The organism is Clostridium collagenovorans DSM 3089 (genome assembly GCF_900130005.1).
GTDB lineage: Bacteria > Bacillota > Clostridia > Clostridiales > Clostridiaceae > Clostridium_D > Clostridium_D collagenovorans.
On sequence record NZ_FQXP01000003.1, the window covers coordinates 183,122 to 201,353 of the forward strand.

At 28.8% G+C, this 18,232-nt stretch carries 16 protein-coding genes and 1 other annotated feature; of the genes, 15 read left to right on the top strand and 1 reads right to left on the bottom strand.

Going from position 1 to position 18,232, the window contains the following annotated elements:
* Position 1 precedes the first annotated feature (1 nt).
* The 14 genes from BUA48_RS00910 to BUA48_RS00980 all read left to right on the top strand — a co-directional run bounded on the left by BUA48_RS00910 (position 2) and on the right by BUA48_RS00980 (position 14,164).
* Positions 2–1,231, top strand: a complete 1,230-nt coding sequence (locus tag BUA48_RS00910; protein ID WP_072829135.1) for an NADP-dependent isocitrate dehydrogenase — start codon at positions 2–4, stop codon at positions 1,229–1,231.
* 130 nt (positions 1,232–1,361) lie between these two features.
* Entirely contained in the window at positions 1,362–1,661 is a 300-nt protein-coding gene (gene citD, locus BUA48_RS00915; protein WP_072829137.1) for a citrate lyase acyl carrier protein, read from the top strand.
* The gene (gene citE, locus BUA48_RS00920; protein WP_072829139.1) at positions 1,661–2,560 is read left to right on the top strand and encodes a citrate (pro-3S)-lyase subunit beta; all 900 of its coding nucleotides are present in this window, start codon (positions 1,661–1,663) and stop codon (positions 2,558–2,560) included. The genes citD and citE overlap by 1 nt, the downstream gene beginning before the upstream one ends.
* Entirely contained in the window at positions 2,547–4,082 is a 1,536-nt protein-coding gene (gene citF / locus BUA48_RS00925; RefSeq protein WP_072829142.1) for a citrate lyase subunit alpha, read from the top strand. Before citE ends, citF begins: the two co-directional genes overlap by 14 nt.
* A 354-nt stretch (positions 4,083–4,436) precedes the next feature.
* On the top strand, positions 4,437–5,273 hold the full coding sequence (locus tag BUA48_RS00930) for an Mrp/NBP35 family ATP-binding protein (RefSeq protein ID WP_072829145.1): 837 nt from the start codon (positions 4,437–4,439) through the stop codon (positions 5,271–5,273).
* Positions 5,274–5,470: 197 nt separating this feature from the next.
* Positions 5,471–5,914, top strand: a complete 444-nt coding sequence (locus BUA48_RS00940) for a DUF134 domain-containing protein (RefSeq protein WP_072829149.1) — start codon at positions 5,471–5,473, stop codon at positions 5,912–5,914.
* Between the two features lie 65 nt (positions 5,915–5,979).
* On the top strand, positions 5,980–6,468 hold the full coding sequence (locus BUA48_RS00945) for a Csac_0668 family 2Fe-2S cluster-binding (seleno)protein (RefSeq protein ID WP_072829151.1): 489 nt from the start codon (positions 5,980–5,982) through the stop codon (positions 6,466–6,468).
* Between the two features lie 353 nt (positions 6,469–6,821).
* Positions 6,822–7,388, top strand: coding sequence for a biotin transporter BioY (locus tag BUA48_RS00950; RefSeq protein ID WP_072829153.1), 567 nt, complete (start codon positions 6,822–6,824; stop codon positions 7,386–7,388).
* A 1-nt stretch (position 7,389) separates the two neighbouring features.
* On the top strand, positions 7,390–8,355 hold the full coding sequence (bioB, locus tag BUA48_RS00955) for a biotin synthase BioB (protein WP_072829155.1): 966 nt from the start codon (positions 7,390–7,392) through the stop codon (positions 8,353–8,355).
* Complete coding sequence (gene bioD / locus BUA48_RS00960) at positions 8,352–9,038, top strand: dethiobiotin synthase (RefSeq protein ID WP_072829158.1); 687 nt, start codon at positions 8,352–8,354, stop codon at positions 9,036–9,038. The genes bioB and bioD overlap by 4 nt, the downstream gene beginning before the upstream one ends.
* 3 nt (positions 9,039–9,041) lie before the next feature.
* On the top strand, positions 9,042–10,382 hold the full coding sequence (gene bioA / locus BUA48_RS00965; RefSeq protein WP_072829160.1) for an adenosylmethionine--8-amino-7-oxononanoate transaminase: 1,341 nt from the start codon (positions 9,042–9,044) through the stop codon (positions 10,380–10,382).
* 398 nt (positions 10,383–10,780) lie between these two features.
* Positions 10,781–12,142 (top strand): O-antigen ligase family protein, encoded by a 1,362-nt coding sequence (locus BUA48_RS00970; RefSeq protein ID WP_072829163.1) that lies wholly within the window; start codon positions 10,781–10,783, stop codon positions 12,140–12,142.
* 96 nt (positions 12,143–12,238) lie between these two features.
* Positions 12,239–12,667, top strand: coding sequence for a hypothetical protein (locus BUA48_RS00975; RefSeq protein WP_072829166.1), 429 nt, complete (start codon positions 12,239–12,241; stop codon positions 12,665–12,667).
* A 174-nt stretch (positions 12,668–12,841) separates the two neighbouring features.
* Positions 12,842–14,164: a CCA tRNA nucleotidyltransferase gene (locus BUA48_RS00980; RefSeq protein WP_072829170.1), complete on the top strand. Its 1,323-nt coding sequence runs from the start codon at positions 12,842–12,844 to the stop codon at positions 14,162–14,164.
* Between the two features lie 125 nt (positions 14,165–14,289).
* Here the strand turns inward: BUA48_RS00980 and BUA48_RS00985 are convergent, their stop codons facing one another.
* Positions 14,290–15,810, bottom strand: a complete 1,521-nt coding sequence (locus BUA48_RS00985; protein WP_072829173.1) for a YfcC family protein — start codon at positions 15,808–15,810, stop codon at positions 14,290–14,292.
* A 685-nt stretch (positions 15,811–16,495) separates the two neighbouring features.
* Between BUA48_RS00985 and BUA48_RS00990 the strand changes: the two genes are divergently transcribed.
* Positions 16,496–17,857 (top strand): dicarboxylate/amino acid:cation symporter, encoded by a 1,362-nt coding sequence (locus BUA48_RS00990; RefSeq protein WP_072829175.1) that lies wholly within the window; start codon positions 16,496–16,498, stop codon positions 17,855–17,857.
* Positions 17,858–17,971: 114 nt separating this feature from the next.
* Positions 17,972–18,180: a binding site (T-box leader), on the top strand.
* The last annotated feature ends 52 nt before the right edge of the window (positions 18,181–18,232 follow it).

Sequence of the window (18,232 nt, forward strand, 5' to 3'; positions counted from 1 at the left end):
TATGATAAATAAAAAAATAGATATGATAGTTCCATTAGTGGAGATGGATGGAGATGAAATGACTCGTGTATTATGGAAAATGATAAAGGACATCCTTATTACTCCATATGTGAATCTTAAAACAGAATATTATGATCTTGGTGTTGAAAAAAGAGATGAAACTGATGACCAAATAACTATTGATGCAGCAGAAGCTATTAAAAAATATGGAGTAGGTGTAAAGTGTGCAACTATTACTCCAAATGCAGCAAGAGTAGAAGAGTATAAATTAAAGAAAATGTGGAAGAGTCCAAATGGAACAATTAGATCTATTCTAGATGGAACTGTATTTAGAGAACCAATTATAGTTAATACAATTCATCCATATGTTAAGACATGGAATAAGCCTATTGTTATTGCAAGACATGCTTATGGAGATGTTTATAAAAATGTAGAGTATAGAGTTGATGAAGCAGGTAAAGCTGAATTAGTCTTTACTAACAATGAAGGAAAAGAGTTATCAAGACAAACTATACATGAATTTAAGGACAAGGGTGTATTGATGTCAATGCACAATAGAGATAAATCAATAGAAAGCTTTGCAAAATCTTGTTTTAATTATGCTTTGGAAAAGAAAATTGATTTATGGTTTTCTACTAAGGATACAATATCTAAAACTTATGATGCTAACTTTAAAGAAATCTTTGAAAGAATTTTTGAAGCTGAATATAAAGACAAATTCCAAAAGGCTGGAATCGTTTATTTCTATACATTAATCGATGATGTAGTTGCTCGTATAGTAAAATCAGAGGGTGGAATGTTATGGGCATGTAAGAATTACGATGGAGATGTTATGTCTGATTTAGTTGCAACTGCTTTTGGTAGTTTAGCAATGATGACTTCTGTACTTGTTTCTCCTCAAGGGTATTTTGAATATGAAGCTGCTCATGGTACTGTTCAAAAGCATTACTACAAGCATTTAAAAGGAGAAGTAACCTCTACTAATCCTATGGCTACAATTTTTGCATGGACAGGAGCTTTAAGAAAACGTGGTGAGCTAGATAAGATTGAAGAACTTGTTACTTTTGCTGATAAATTAGAAGTTGCATGTATCAAAACAATAGATCATGGGACTATAACTAAGGATTTAGCAGAGCTTTCAGATGCTAGTCATAAAAATGTAGTTACTTCAGAGGAATGGCTACGTGCTACAGCAAAATATTTAGAAATTTTACTTTCACAAAATCTATAAGCAATAAAAGAGTTGTCTCACTAAAGGATATAAGTAGCAGATGGTGTTATTAAATTTATTTGTGGGACATCTCTTAATAAAATATTATAAATTTATATTATTAAAGAAATGTTTAAGGGTGGCGAAGTATATGAAAATTATTAAAAAATCATTAGCTGGTACCTTGGAATCAAATGATATTCAAATAATGATTTCACCAAATGAAGAAAAGGGCATAGAAATTGAACTTACAAGCAATGTAGAAAAGCAATTTGGAAGACAAATAAGAAAGGTAATTAAAGAAACTATAGAAAAATTAGGTGTTGAAGATGCTATAGTTTTTGCTAATGATAAGGGTGCCTTAGATTGTACAATTCAAGCAAGAGTACAGTGTGCAGTATTTAGAGGCTGCGACACTGAAGGAAAGTATAATTGGGAGGTAATTGACTAATGGAACAGTTAAGAAGAACTATGTTATTTGTTCCAGGAAGCAATGCTGGAATGATTAAGGATGCAGGAATTTATGGTGCTGATTCTCTTATGTTTGACTTAGAAGATGCAGTTGCTATAAGTGAAAAAGATTCAGCAAGATTATTAGTTTATAATGCAGTAAAGACTTTGGATTATGGGAAAACAGAAATAGTTGTAAGAATTAATCCATTAAGTAGTCCTTATGGTAGAGATGATATAGAGGCTATGGTTAGGGCTGGAGTTGATGTTATTAGATTACCTAAAACAGAGACTAAAGAAGATATAGAAGATGTAGAAGCTGTTATTGAAGAAGTTGAGAAAAAGATAGGGCGTGAAGTAGGAAGTACTAAGATGATGGCAGCTGTTGAGGGTGCACTTGGTGTTGTTAATGCATATTCTATTGCCACTGCTAGTTCAAGACTTATTGGTATTGCATTAGGTGCTGAAGATTATGTAACAAATATGAAAACTAAAAGATATCCAGATGGAATGGAATTATTAGGTGCAAGAACTCAAATTATTATAGCTGCAAGAGCTGCAGGAATTTATGCCTTAGATACAGTTTACTCTAATGTAGATAATGAAGAGGGATTCAGAAGAGAAGTTGAACTTATAAAACAGCTTGGGTTTGATGGTAAATCTGTTATAAATCCAAGACAAATTAAGCCAGTTCACGAGATTTATAGTCCTACAGAAATGGAAATAAAAAAATCAATAGATATTGTTACAGCTGCAAAAGAAGCTGCAAAACAAGGATTAGGCGTTATTTCATTAAATGGCAAGATGATTGATAAACCTATTATAGATAGAGCAAGCAGAGTTTTACAGCTAGCAAAGGCTGTAGGTTTATACAAGGAGGATAGCCATGATGAAGAATAGTATAGGAAGAGAAATTCCAAAGGAAGTAATTAATGAAAGAAGTTTATTTCAAGGAGCTTTTTTTAAGGAAGAAGAAATAAAAAAAGTAGCTCCTATTATTAAGCCAGTTAAGCCTTCACATAATAAATTATTAAGTACCATTGAAGAAGCCATAATTAAATGTGGTTTGAAAGATGGTATGACTATTTCTTTTCACCACCATTTTAGAGAGGGTGACTATGTATTAAATATGGTAGTAGATATCATAGCTAAATTAGGAATAAAGAACCTAACACTAGTACCTAGCTCTCTAAACAATGTTCATAGCTCCATTATTGAACATATAAAGAATGGTGTAATTACAAAGATTTCAACTAGTGGCTTAAGGGGAAAACTAGCAGAAGAAATTTCTAATGGACTAATGGAAGAACCAGTAATCATAAGATCCCATGGAGGAAGAGCTAGGGCTATTGAAAATGGAGACATAAAAATAGATGTAGCCTTTTTAGGTGCACCTTCCTGTGATGAATATGGAAATGCAAGTGGTTCAAGAGGAAAAGGTAACTGTGGTTCCTTAGGGTATGCGAAAATTGATGCACTTTATGCAGATAAAGTTGTAATAATCACAGACTCTTTAGTTGAATTTCCTAATATGCCTGCAAGCATATTACAAAATAATGTAGATTATGTTGTTCAGGTTAATAGCATAGGGGATCCTGCTGGTATAGCTTCAGGAGCTACAAGATATACTAAAAATCCAAAGGAATTATTAATTGCGGAGTATTGTAGCAAAGTTATAACTAACTCTGGATATTTTAAAGATGGCTTCTCTTTTCAAACAGGTACAGGTGGGTCATCCTTAGCTGTAAGTAGATTTTTAAGAGAAGAGATGAAAAAGCAAGAGATAAAAGCAAGTTTTGCCTTGGGAGGAATAACAAAACCAATGGTAGAAATGCTTGAAGAGGGACTGATAAAAAATATATTTGATGTACAGGGATTTGATTTAAGTGCAGTAAACTCAATAGATAAAAATTTAATGCATCATGAAATAGACTCCTCTTTTTATGCAAATCCTCATAATAAGGGATGTATTGCTAATAAGCTGGATGTAGTAGTCCTGTCAGCACTAGAAATTGATACAGATTTTAATGTAAATGTTATAACTGGCTCAGATGGAGTGGTTAGAGGTGCATCAGGTGGACATTGTGACACGGCTGCTTGTGCTAAGTTAACAGTAATAGTTACTCCAACTATTAGAGGTAGAATACCATGTATAGTAGATGCTGTTAATACGGTTGTTACTCCAGGAGAAAGCATTGATGTATTAGTCACAGAATTGGGAATTGCAATCAATCCTAGAAGAAATGATTTAATTGAGAAATTTAAAGGAATAGATATTCCTATATACACAATTAATGAATTAAAAGAAAAGGTAGAAAGCATTGTTGGTATTCCAGATAATATTCAATATGATGATAAGGTAGTAGCTATTGTTGAATATAGGGATGGAAGTATTATTGATGTTATAAAAAAAGTTAAATAAAGACAAAGGTTAAATAATTTTCTTAATGATTTTATATGTAACTTTCAATTCATAAAAAATATAAGAAATATTTAACTTTGTAAAGTGTTTTATAAAGTATATTAATTTAACGATAGGAAACTGTGGTAATAAATAAGTTATATATGGGGATATTGATTGCAAATTTTAAATTGGCAAAATATAAAACCTATAGATGATTTAGTGCTACAGTTTCTTTTTACATAAGGTAAAAGTAATTAAAGACATAAGGATCTAACAAGAATATTTAACATATAAAGTTAATAGCATTTGACAATAACTAATGATGGTATTATTATATAATTAGCAAATGCCAATAATTAAGGAGTGGATTTTATGTCAAATTGTAGTACATGCCCTTCAAATAATGGGTGCACTAAGGATAAAACTGAATGTATGATTGAAAATAATCCTATGAATAACATTAAGAATGTTATAGGAGTTATGAGTGGTAAAGGTGGAGTGGGAAAATCTACTATATCTACTATGATTGCAAGAGGATTAAAGGATTTAGGCTATAGTGTAGGAATTTTAGATGCAGATATAACAGGACCAAGTATACCAAGATTAATGGGTTTACAAAATAAAAGAGCTGATGGAACTGATTATATGATATATCCTTTAGAAAGTGATGATGGAATAAAAGTTATTTCATTAAACTCTTTAATAGAGGATGAGAATCAGCCTGTAATCTGGAGAGGGCCAGTAATTGCAGGAATGGTAAAACAATTTTGGACAGACGTACTTTGGGAGGAGTTAGATTATTTGATAATAGATATGCCTCCAGGAACAGGGGATGTAGCTTTAACAGTTATGCAATCAATTCCTATAGATGGGTTAGTTATGGTATCAGTACCTCAAGATTTAGTTTCTATGATTGTTACGAAGGCAATAAATATGGCCAATAAAATGGATGTAAAGGTTTTAGGTATAATTGAAAATATGAGTTATATACTTTGTCCTGATTGCAATAAAAAAATAAAATTATTCAATGAAAGTAATTTAGAGGATTTTACAAAGGTAAGTAATATTAAGCTTTTAGGTGAATTACCTATGGTAAGTGAAATATGTAATTTATCTAATAATGGATATAATTCTTCCAAGGAAACTTTAAATACATTATTCAGCCCTATAGTACAAAATGTATTATCAGCTTTAAATGAAGTTAAATAATAAAGGCTTTAGGAAAAAACCTATTCATATACATTTTAAATGTAATAAGTGTAATAGTATAATAGATATAGATTACAAGAATTTAGTATTAGAATATTTAAAGTTAAATACTTTTATTGAAAAAGAGAATGGGTTATTAATTTATGATGAAGAAATAATGCTAAATGGAGTATGTCATAAATGTATGGAGGATAGCAATGCCTAGACCAACTAAATTTAGAAAAGTAGAGTTTTTTCCGGAGAGTAATTATTTTGTGCCAATAGGAAAAGCAAAATGTGAGCTTCAAGAAGTTGTATTAAAAGTAGAAGAGCTGGAGGCTATGAGGTTAAAGGATATAGAAGACTTAAATCAAGAGCAATGTGCTGAGAACATGCAAGTATCAAGACAAACCTTTCAAAATATTATTGATAGTGCTAGAAAAAAGGTTGCAATTGCACTTACAGAAGGAAAAGCAATCAATATAAGTGGAGGTCATTATACAACCAATCATTGCAAATTTAAATGTATGGACTGTGATAACGAATATAACATAAAATATGAACAAGATAAGTCATCTTGCCCTAAATGTGGTTCTCATAATGTAATATGTAGTAAGAAAGCAAAGTTTTGTGGTAAGTGGTGCAATGATAAAAGAATATAAGGTATTAATATATCATATTAATTTAGTATAATAAAAAAATCTTATTATATTAGGGAGCTGTGAATATGAGAGAGAATGGTAATATTTGCTGTAATGATAAAAAAGAGAGAGTTAAAAGAGTAGAGAAAAATCAAATTTGTGCAATATGCGGTAAGAAGGGACAAGGTGTTTTAGAAGCAACAGTAAAGAATTTAATAAAAGATGAATTTAAATATAAGATTAAAGAAAAAGTATATTACTTATGCATGGATAAGAACTGTGAAGTAGCATATTATGACGTATATGGTGAGTATATAAAAGCTAATGAGTTAAAAGTTCCACTTTGGTTTAAAGATGGAGCAAATCCTAAGTATATTTGTTATTGTAATTATGTTACTGAGGAAGATATAGTAGATGCAGTTGTAAATAAGGGAGCTAAGGATATAAAAGAAGTAGCAGAAATTACTGGAGCTATGAAGAATGGCAATTGTAAAATGAATAATCCCTTAGGAAAATGCTGTGGTCCATTAATTAAAGAGATTATAAAAAGAGAGTTGGAGTTAAAAAAGAAATAATATTTAAAGGTCTATTTTCTATAAATATAAATTTAGAGGTAATTTAAGTTTATAGAAAATAGATTTTTTTATTTATATATAGATATAAGTAATAGAGATTTCAAGTAATTCTTCTTAGAATATTTATAGCTAACTTGGACTATGCAATGAAATTAGTTATGAAAATAAATGAAAACTTAAATATATTTTTATTGGTAAAAAAAGTAAAAAATAATACGAAACATATTGTAAACCTTGAATTTATATTGGGTTGACAATATGCTTTTTTTATTATACAATCAAAAACATAAAATATCCAGTATATTTATAATCTATAGTTTGTAAGTAAAAATATATTTAGGAGAAGACTTTAAATGGTAGAAACAAGTAAAAAGTATAATACAAAATCACTTATTATGTGTTCTATATTTGTGGCACTTATTTCTATTGGAGCATTTATAAAAATACCCATTCCTGTAGTTCCGTTTACATTGCAATTATTGTTTACTACTTTAGCAGGGGTAATATTAGGATCTAGATTAGGAGCGATTTCAGTTTTACTTTATATAATTTTAGGGTTAATAGGAATACCTATATTTACCAATGGTGGCGGTATTGGATATGTACTTCAGCCTACCTTTGGATATCTTATTGGTTTTTCTATTGGAACTTATTTAACTGGACTTATAGTGGAAAAATCAGAAAAAATTACAGTTAAGTCTTTAATGATAGCTAACTTTATAGGATTAGCTGCTGTTTATATAATTGGAATGATTTATTATTACATTGTTGCTAATACTTTTACGAATTCCCCTATAGGAGTTTGGTCTTTAATATTGTACTGCTTTATATTGGCGGTTCCGGGAGATATAGTTATTTGTGTTGGAAGTGCATTTTTTTCTAAAAGGTTACTTAAGATTTTAAAGGGTGGTGTCAGGTAGTATGAGCTGTATAAAAGAATTAAAAGATAAGATTTTAAAAGGTTATGAAATTAATAGGGATGAAGCTATAAGGCTTGTCACTGCACCTTTAAAAGAATTATGTGAATCAGCTAATGAAATTAGAGAAAAACTTTGCGGTAATTCCTTTGATCTTTGTACTATTATTAATGGTAAAAGTGGAAGGTGCTCAGAGAATTGTAAGTTTTGTGCACAGTCTATACATTACAAAGTAAAAATAGATGAGTATCCAATTTTATGCTCAGATAAGATTTTGAAAGAAGCTATTTATAATGAAAAACGTGGTATTTTAAGATATTCAATTGTTACTTCAGGAAGAAAACTTTCAAATAATGAATTTGAAAAGGTATATGAAAGCTATAAATTATTAAAGGAAAAAAGTGAAATTTCTCTTTGTGCGTCTCATGGTCTTTTATCCTTTGAGCAATTTGAAAAATTGAAAGAGGTGGGTGTTCTTAGATATCATAATAATTTAGAGAGTTCTAGAAGATATTTTAAAGAAATATGTACAACTCATAGTTATGATGAAAAGATTAATGCAATTAAGAATGCTCAGAAAGCAGGTTTGGAGGTTTGCAGTGGAGGAATAATGGGCATGGGAGAAACTATGGATCATAGGATTGATATGTTTTTAGAACTTAGAGAATTAGGAATTAAGTCAATTCCTATTAACATATTAAACCCTATAAAAGGAACACCCTTTGAAAATTTAGAGGTTCTTAAGAAAGAAGAAATATGTAGAATAGTTTCTATTTGCAGATTTATAGTACCTAGTGCTGCTATTAGATTAGCAGGAGGAAGAGGGCTTATGGATGACAAGGGAAAAGACGCTATAAAATCAGGTGCTAATGCTGCAATATCAGGCGATATGCTTACCACAGCAGGAATAAGTATAGAAGAAGATATGAAAATGATAAAAAGCTTGAATTTTGAGGTGAAGAGAATATGAGTAAGGGTATATTTATTACAGCTACGGGTACGGATATAGGTAAAACCTATATTACAGCTTTAATTGTAAAGTTACTTAGAGAGTCTTCAGTAAATGCAGGTTATTATAAAGCAGCACTTAGTGGTGCACAAAGACAAGGTGATAGTTTAGTACCAGGAGATTGTAAATTTGTTTGTGATGTTGCAAAACTTAATTTAAATCCTTGTGATTTAGTTTCATATGTATATGAAACTGCTGTATCTCCACATTTAGCATCAGAAATAGAAGGAAATCCTGTGGAACTAGAATGTATTATTGAAGACTTTGAAAATATTGAATCAAAGTTTGATTATGTTGTAGTTGAAGGTAGCGGAGGAATAGTATGTCCTCTTAGGCTTAAGGATAAAACTATAATGCTAAAGGATGTTATTACAAGTTTAAATCTAGATATTATTATTGTAGCTTCAGCAGAATTAGGAACTATAAACAATGTAGTTTTAACTGTGGAGTATGCTAAAAATCATGACATTAATGTAAGAGGTATAATTTTAAATAACTATGATGAAAAAAGCTTTTTACATAAAAATAATAAAAAGGTTATTGAGGATCTTACGAATATTCCTGTAATTTCATGTGTAGGAAAAGATGAAAAAAATATTGAAATAGATATACATGGGTTATGTAGTTTATTTAAGGAGGTATAAAGCATGGATTTTATAAAAAAGGACTTAGAACATATTTGGCATCCTTGTTCTCAAATGAAAGATTATGAGGAGTTACCTCCTATAGTTGTGGATCATGCTAAAGACATGTATTTATATGATATAAATGGAAAGTCATATATGGATGTGGTTAGTTCATGGTGGTGTAATCTTTTAGGACACTGCAATCCCCGTATAAATGAAGCTCTTAAAAATCAAATTGATAAATTAGAGCATGTAATCTTTGCTAACTTTTCACATGTTCCAGCTATAAGTTTATGTGATAAGTTATCTAAGGTATTACCAAATGGATTAAATAAGTGTTTCTTTACAGATAACGGCTCCTCTGCCATAGAAGCAGCAATGAAAATGAGTTTTCAATATCATTATCAAACAGGTAAGGCTCATAAAAAAAGATTTATGGCCTTGTCAGATGCTTATCATGGTGAAACTGTAGGTGCTTTATCGATGGGTGGAATGGACTTATACTCAGAAATTTATAAACCTATGCTTATGGACATTATTCATGTGGAAGCTCCTGACTGTTATAGATGTAAATATGGAAAGTGTAGAGAAAATTGTGATGCACAATGTTTTGAAGAAGCTGAAAGAGAGTTTGAGAAATACGGTGAGGAAACAAGTGCTTTCTTTGTGGAACCCTTAGTTCAAGGTGCGGCAGGTATGAGAATATATCCTTCTATATATTTAAAGAAACTAAGAAAGTTATGTGATAAGTACAATGTTCATATGATTGCAGATGAAATAGCAACGGGCTATGGAAGAACAGGAAAAATGTTTGCTTGTGATCATGCAGAGATTTCACCAGATATTATATGTCTTTCTAAAGGGTTAACTGGGGGATACATGCCTATGGCTTTAGCTGTTACAACAGACAAAATTTATAATGTTTTTTATGCTGATTATAATGAAGGTAAAGCTTTTATGCATAGTCATACTTACAGTGGAAATCCTTTAGCTTGTGCTGCAGCTATAGAAGTTCTTAATATATTAGAAGAAGAGAAAATTTTAGAGACAGCAAAGGAAAATGCAACTTATTTTAATAATTTAATTTGTGATAAACTTAAAAATCATAAATATGTAGGAGAAATTAGAAGCATAGGATTGATAAATGCTATTGAATTAGTGGAAGATAAAAAGAATAAAAAATCCTTTGATTCTAAGAAAAGGTATGGATATGAAATTTATAAAAAAGCTTTAGAAAAGGGAATTTTATTAAGAACTCTTGGAGATATTATATATTTTAACCCACCATTAATTATGACTCGTGAAGAGATGGATATTGCTGTGGAAGTATGTGTGCAATGTATAAATGAAGTATTAAAGTAAGTTAAGTGAGAAAAATCATATAAAAAATTTAAAATCAAAGAATGTAATAAGATATCCATAGTAGATTTTTTGAAATTTCATGATTTTTTTCAAAATAAATATACATATCCTTAAAAGGAAAAATTATTTATAAATTAAATTTAGCTTAGGGATTGTAATAAAATAAACTTTAAGAGACTATAAAATAAGAATTTTACAAACTAGATACTGCTTTGCAAATTTTAAATTAGCAAAACATCTAGTAAGGTATTCTTAATTTAATAGTTTCTTTTTACTTTGAAGTTAATAGCATAATAAGAAAAATATGAAAAACATGTTTACGAAATATGAACATATATAGTAATATATTCTTAATATCATATTTTACGGTTTTACTTTAATAATTGGAGGGGGAATAATTGAATAGTGTTTTAAAGGATGTGAATAAACTTAGAAAATGTGAGACTTTAGAGGAGTTTTTTAGAAAAATTCCTAAAAGTTTTTATGAAAAGTGTTCATTGTTACTCATGTTATATTGGGCTATTTCACCAATCATTGTTATTACAATATCTATGATAACGAAAGAAAGAGCAGATATAGAATTATCATCAATGGTTTATGAAATAGGATATATAGGATTAATATTAGGGGCATTTTTACTAATAAGATCGATAAGCTTAAAAGAATATAATAAGAAAAATTATAGCACAAAAGAGTATATTAAAAATAACATTCATCATATTTTATTGCTATTAATGTTAACTTATAGTTTAATAGCATCTATAAATGCCAATAATACAGTACTTTCATTTTACGGAGATAACTTCAGACGAGAAGGATTTTTTAGATACCTTTCATATGCAGGATTTTATATATCAGCTTTAAATTTAAAAAATGAAAAATATAAAAAAATATTTTATTATGTTTTGGTGGGAGTATCAACAATATTATCAATTTTAACAATATTACAATTTTACGAATTAAGAGTATCAGTTTTATCAATGTATATAACATATGCTGGGATTTTTAACGCTTTAAATCATTTTGGATATTATTTAACAATTACAACAGTAATTGTAGCAATTTTATGTGTTCAAGAAACTAATAAGTATTTAAAAGCTCTATGTTATTTTCAATATTCATTAATGATTATGGCGATGATCATTAACAATACTTTTGCCACATATATAGCAGTTTTAATGGGACTTATATTTTTGATAATTGGTTATTTTATTAAAGGAGAAAAGAATAGAAAGTATTTTATTCCTTTGATAATTTTTACATTTATAAGTATAGTTATGAATAGTTTATATGGTGGGCTAATAGGAGAAAATTTTTCGATTTTAAGTAGTGATACTAAAAAAATTATGATGATGTCAGATGATAGGGGAAGAGCTGGTTCAGATAGATGGATGCTATGGGTAAGTGGGATTGATTTTGTAAAAGAAAAACCATTATTAGGATATGGGCCAGATAATTTAGAAGAAGAATATAGAAAGATAGGAATATATCAAAGCCGACCTCATAATGAGTATCTTCAACATGCTGTTTGTTTAGGTATACCAGCACTTTTACTATATCTTAGTGCACTTTTTAATATATTCATAAGAAACTTTAAGCGAAGAAAAATTTTAAATGAAGGTAATATTATTGCTCTTGTAGCAACCTTTGCATATCTTGCATCAGCTTTTTTTGGAAATACTATGTATTATACAGCACCATACTTTTTTATTATATTAGCTATTGCGGCTCAACTAAGCAATTTAAAGGAACATATATAATTAATAAGTTTTATGTTAAACTCATTATATCTGTAAATAAAATCATGTTTTAATCATAGTATATAGTAAATTAATTCAAACTAAGATGAGGTAAATATGAGTAACACAGCTAGTAGTGGAAGTAAAAATAATACAAAACTTAAAGAACAAGTTTCAATTATAAATATTTCGTTGATAGCTACATTTTTTATAATTTTATCAATTATATTATCATCTATAGCATTAAATAAATCTAGGGTTCAGATGTTAGATAAAATCAATGGTACTAGTAGTGCAAAGAAACTTCCAGAAACTGCTGGATTTCAAAATACAGCTAACATATTAGCCTTAGGAGCTAGTTTAGTTTTCTTTTATTTTTCATGGCAAGGAATGATGGATAAGTCAGTTAGGATAAATCAGCAGAAAGTAAATTATAATAATTTTTTAGCTAGTGGATTAGTAGTTCTTGCAACCTTTATTAGGTATGTGACATTAGTACAAAACCCAGGACCTGTTACTGGTTTAGAGGAAGAAGAAACTTTTTAATATAATGAGTAATTAAGCATAGAATTCAAATAATAGTACTAAATATTTTCTTGGAATTGTTGTAAAATAATTAATGAGAGTTAAGTTTACAACAATTCTTTTTTTGAAAATTATAATTAATTAAGGAGTATTTAGTGAAGAAAAATAAAATCGGATGTTCACTAAGAATTATTTATGAATAAATTTAAGATTAATATAGATAGTGGTGCAAAAAAAATTATAGAGATTTTAAAATATAATAATTTTGAGGCTTATGTAGTAGGTGGTTGTGTAAGGGATAGTTTATTAAAGAGAGCCCCTGGAGACTGGGATTTAACTACCAATGCTTTACCACAAGAGGTTATGGATATATTTAAAAATTTGGGTTATAAAGTAATACCCACAGGGATAAAGCATGGTACTGTAACTATTTTAATTGATAAAAATAGTTATGAAATAACCACCTATAGAATAGATGGAGAATATGAAAATAGCAGAACACCAAAAGATGTAGAATTCACAAAGTCTCTTAAAGAAGATCTAAAAAGAAGAGATTTTACTATTAATGCTATGGCCTATAATGATCTTAATGGTTTGATAGACTATTTTAATGGGGTTGAAGATTTAAATAATAGGATAATTAAATCCGTTGGAAATGCAGAAAAAAGATTTACAGAAGATGCTTTAAGAATGATGAGAGCTGTTAGATTTATGGCACAACTTGAATTTAAAATTGAATCATCAACCTTAAATGCACTTCGTAGTTTAAGTAAAAATATAGGTGTTATCTCCGTAGAAAGAGTGAGAGAAGAATTTAATAAGTTAATTTTAAGTAATGTGTATTACATGAATGAATTAAAATATACGGGATTGCTTCATTATTTTTTGAAGATTCATATGAATAATTATGAGTTTATAAAGGAGTTAAATTATGAGGATTTTATTAACAAATCCAGTGTAAGCATTAATTATATAAAAGAAAATTATGGTGAGATATCCCTTGAATTAATTTTAACTATATTACTATATAATTTAGAAAGACAAAACTTAAGCGAAATTAATATTTCCGAAGAAATATTAAGGATTATGAGGTATGATAAAAAATTCATATTAAAGGTTAAGTTATTGATAAAATTCATGAAAAAGGAAATTTTAAATGATAATAAAGATATTAAATATGTTCTAAGGGATATAGGAGAAGAGAATTTAAGAGCGGTAATAAATCTTAAGAAGGCATGTTTACTAAATGAAACTGAAGAATATAGAAGAATAAAGGAATATGAATTAAATGAAATCTTATATAAATTAGAGAGTATTTTAGAACTTAAAGAATGTTATGTAATAAAGGATTTAAAAGTAAAGGGAAAGGACTTAATTGAATTAGGTATAAGCCCTGGTAAGAACATAGGAGAAATACTAGAATATTTATTATGTAAAGTTATTGAAGATAATAAAGTTAATAATAAAGAGAAGTTGATTAAAATTGTAGAAAAAAATTTTATAAAGGTAGAATATTAATTAGAACTTATCAATAAATAAGTTATGGTGATTAAATCTTAAGCTTATTATTGTATATATTATAAAGAACTGTATGAATAATAAAGGGCTGTGGTAGAAACATATTGTACCACAGCCCTAATATTTTAGAAATTAACTTGGATTAATAACATTACTGCACTAAATAGAGCTAGATAGCCCATGAGTGGCATAATGAATTTGAGCCATTTATCATAGGTTACTTCAACCATAGATAAGGTAGCTAATATTAATCCCGTTGGTGTTATAAAGGCAATTAAACCTATTCCATATAAGTAAGATGAAATTATAACATCTCTTGGAAGTCCAACTGCATCTGCAAGTGGAGCCATTATTGGAATGGATAAAACAGCTAAACCAGAAGATGAAGGAATAAAGAATCCTAATATTACGAAGATTGCAAGCATTAAGATTATAAATATATTACTATTCATTCCAGTTATAGCAGTAGAGAAGAAGTTAAGTATAGAGTCAGCTATTCCCCCGCTTTCAAGAACGATGTTAATACTTCTTGCAACACCGATAACCAAGGCAACACTGATTAAATCTGCAGCACCTTCAACAAACTTATTAACAAATTGCTTTTCTCCCATGCCAGATAATATACCAAGTATAATACCAGACACTAAGAAAAGTGCGGTCATTTCTGTGAACCACCAACCTTTAACAGCAACACCGTAAATCATTATTACAAAGGTTGCGGCAAAGATAATAAGCATTAATTTTAATCTTAATGTTAATTTTGGAGCTTCACCCTTATCAATAGAGAATTTCTTTTGAATTTCTTCTTTTTGGTCATATATTAAAGATTTAGTAGGATCGGCTTTAACCTTTTTAGCGTAACGAAGAATATAAACTAAGGTGATGATAATTGCAAGAACTAAACCTACAACTCTAAAGGTTAATCCATCCATAAAGCTTATTCCAGCTGCATTAGAACCTATAACTGCTGAAAATGGATTTGTAGTTGAGAACATAGTACCAATGGATGAACCCATATATATTGCAGCGATACATACTAAAACATCATAATTAGCTGCTAAGAATATTGGTACTAAAATGGGATAAAGTGCTATAGTTTCCTCTGCCATACCAAAGGTTGTACCACCTAAGGCAATTAAAAATGTTACAAATATGATTAAAATATATTCTCTTCCTTTTGTTATACGAGAGAGACTGGCTATACCAGCATTAAAAGCACCAGAGAAATTTAAAACACCAATAACTCCTCCAATAATAAATACAAACATAATAATATCAATTGTGTCGTACACCCCTAAAATAGGAGCTTGAATAATCTCTTTTAAACCTTGAGGATTTTGTTCTATTTTTTCATAGGTACCAGGTACTGATACAGGTTTTTTTATACTACCATCAGTAAATTTTTCAAGTGTAGCTTTTACATTAAGTTTATCTAAAGTTTCTTGAGTAGCAGGCATTTCTTTAGTATCACCATTAGGACTTAATAAGGTAAATACACTTTTATCACTATCGTAACTAAGTTTAACATAAGAACCTGATGGTATTATAAATGTTAATAAAGCAGATAGGATTAAAACAATAAAGAGTACCGTAAAGGCAGTGGGAAAACTTCTTTTCTTTTTAGTTTTGTTTGCTTGTTTTGCCATGAAAATTCCTCCTTTTTCTTTATTTTATGAAGATTATATTATGAGTATACGCTTTTTATAAATACTTAACAATAACTGAAATAATGAATAAATATTGGAAGCATAAACTTTACTGAAAAATAATGAATAAATATTCATTTAAACAAGGTGAATACTCATTTATTCTATCTTTCATAAAATGATAAACTTTGGGTAATAATATGTTTTATGTCATTAAAATTCTAATAATATAAAACATATATAATTATTTTATTCACTTACAATTATTTTAATGAATAATTGTGAAAAATTTAATGAAATTCAAAATAAATATTTATTAACTTGAAATGAATATATATATTGTAAAAATTTCCTCAATAGTTATTTTAAATTAAATCCATAAGGAAAATAAATAGCAAAAAAACTTTTAATTTAATAATAAAAATAGAATAATCTCTAATAAGGATGAGAGAATTACATAAGTTTAAAATAAAACTAATATATTACTAAGAAAAAAACAAAGATAAATGTAGAATATTGACTTTGTAAGCATAGTAAGGTATATTAAAAGCGTAGGATACCTTTAAGTTAGTCCAGAGAGACTAGTAAGGCAAATTACGCAAGACGTGCTATTTTCCTTAATATCTTTATAGGTATTAAGGTTTTTTTATGGTGTCCTATTAGAAAATTTTAGGAGGATACTATAATGACTTTAAAGAAAAAAGTTTTAAAACAAAAAAGCAATAATCAATTAGCCATTAATATGGCAATATCACTACTAGTTGGTCTACTAGTAGGGGGAGCATTTATTTTATTAAGAGAATACTTAAATGGAAGTGGAAAAGATGCAATTTGGGCATCTATAAATAATTTTCTATTTCAAGATATAAGTAAGCCAGAGGGTGTTAAGTCTATAGGTTTATTTTATATAATAGGACAACTATTCATAAATTCATTACAATTAGTAATTGTACCAATGGTATTTACTTCAATTGCTTTAGCAATGTGTCATATTACAGATACTAAAAAATTAGGACGTATTTCATATAAAACAATTTTAGGATTTTTAGGAACTTCAGTTTTTGCCTTAATACTTGCAGGAGCTTTTGGGCTTATAGCTAATAGATTAGGACTATTTAATGTAAATATCTCAAATATAGGAGCATCCACAGCTAATGGCACAAGTAGCAATCCATTACTTGTATTAGTGCAAGCAGTACCTAATAATATAACTTCAGTGTTTTCAGAAAATGGAAGAATACTTGCTGTTGTTTTCTTAGCAGTAATTACAGGGCTTTCAATTAATAAATTAGGTGATCAAATAACCATGTTAAAGAAGTTATTAGAAGAAGTTAATAAAATAATAACGGTATTTTTAACATTTATTATAACTAAATTTGGTCCTATAGCAATCTTTGTATTAATTACAAGAACCTTTGCTATATATGGAATTGATCATTTAAAACCAGCTCTTGCTTATGTAATTACGGTAGTAATTGCTTTACTAATATTCTTAGTTTTTGGATATGCTATATTTATATTTGTTACTACAAGATTAAATCCTATAACTTTTATAAAGAAAATTTCAAAGGTTGCATTATTTGGATTCTCAACATCTTCTTCAGCTTCATCTTTGCCATTAAATACAAAGACTACAGTTGAGGAGTTAGGTGTAAGTGAGGATGTGGCATCATTTGTATTACCATTAGGTATGACAATAAATATGAATGGAACAGCTATAATGCAAGTAATAGCAGCAGTATTTATTGCATCTAGTGCTGGTTATGAAGTTACAATTGGAAGTATAGTTATAATAGGTATTTTAGCTTTAATATCTTCCATAGGAACACCGGCAGCACCAGGAGCAGGGGCTATAATATTATTCACAGTGCTTACTGGAATGGGTTATAATAATGATGCAGCAGTTCTTGCTTATTCATTAATACTTGCTATTAATAGACCAGTTGAAATGTTAGTAACGTCACTTAATGTAGTTGGAGATTCAGCTACTGCTGTTGCAGTTTCTAAATCAGAGAACTCATTAAATGAAGACATTTACAATTCGTAATTTGACTTAAGGTGCTATTAAAGTTCTTAATTTAATATTTATTTTTATTTTTTATTAAAGTAGGGCTTTAATTATTAAAAATTTGTGATATAATAAAAAAATAAATTCAATAAATATAACCCATTGATGAGAAGAGTAAGTATGAAAATACTTTTTCAGAGAGAAAGCATTATAAGCTGGAAGTGCTTTTAAAAGAATCATGCTGAAGACTACCTCAGAGGGGCTTTAATACAGTCCGGTGACAACGTTATAGTCATTTCAAAGTGGTCCTAAAATTTATTAGGACAATTTGGGTGGAACCACGGGTATAACTCGTCCCTTTTCTTAGGAAAAGAGACGAGTTTTTTTATTACAAAAATACATAATATTTATAAA

Excerpts from the sequence above, each read along its gene's own strand:
- BUA48_RS00910 (WP_072829135.1), top strand. The coding sequence starts at position 2 with ATGATAAATAAAAAAATAGATATGATAGTTCCATTAGTGGAGATGGAT.
- citD (WP_072829137.1), top strand. The coding sequence starts at position 1,362 with ATGAAAATTATTAAAAAATCATTAGCTGGTACCTTGGAATCAAATGAT.
- citE (WP_072829139.1), top strand. The coding sequence starts at position 1,661 with ATGGAACAGTTAAGAAGAACTATGTTATTTGTTCCAGGAAGCAATGCT.
- citF (WP_072829142.1), top strand. The coding sequence starts at position 2,547 with ATGATGAAGAATAGTATAGGAAGAGAAATTCCAAAGGAAGTAATTAAT.
- BUA48_RS00930 (WP_072829145.1), top strand. The coding sequence starts at position 4,437 with ATGTCAAATTGTAGTACATGCCCTTCAAATAATGGGTGCACTAAGGAT.
- BUA48_RS00940 (WP_072829149.1), top strand. The coding sequence starts at position 5,471 with ATGCCTAGACCAACTAAATTTAGAAAAGTAGAGTTTTTTCCGGAGAGT.
- BUA48_RS00945 (WP_072829151.1), top strand. The coding sequence starts at position 5,980 with ATGAGAGAGAATGGTAATATTTGCTGTAATGATAAAAAAGAGAGAGTT.
- BUA48_RS00950 (WP_072829153.1), top strand. The coding sequence starts at position 6,822 with ATGGTAGAAACAAGTAAAAAGTATAATACAAAATCACTTATTATGTGT.
- bioB (WP_072829155.1), top strand. The coding sequence starts at position 7,390 with ATGAGCTGTATAAAAGAATTAAAAGATAAGATTTTAAAAGGTTATGAA.
- bioD (WP_072829158.1), top strand. The coding sequence starts at position 8,352 with ATGAGTAAGGGTATATTTATTACAGCTACGGGTACGGATATAGGTAAA.
- bioA (WP_072829160.1), top strand. The coding sequence starts at position 9,042 with ATGGATTTTATAAAAAAGGACTTAGAACATATTTGGCATCCTTGTTCT.
- BUA48_RS00975 (WP_072829166.1), top strand. The coding sequence starts at position 12,239 with ATGAGTAACACAGCTAGTAGTGGAAGTAAAAATAATACAAAACTTAAA.
- BUA48_RS00980 (WP_072829170.1), top strand. The coding sequence starts at position 12,842 with ATGAATAAATTTAAGATTAATATAGATAGTGGTGCAAAAAAAATTATA.
- BUA48_RS00985 (WP_072829173.1), bottom strand. The coding sequence starts at position 15,810 with ATGGCAAAACAAGCAAACAAAACTAAAAAGAAAAGAAGTTTTCCCACT.
- BUA48_RS00990 (WP_072829175.1), top strand. The coding sequence starts at position 16,496 with ATGACTTTAAAGAAAAAAGTTTTAAAACAAAAAAGCAATAATCAATTA.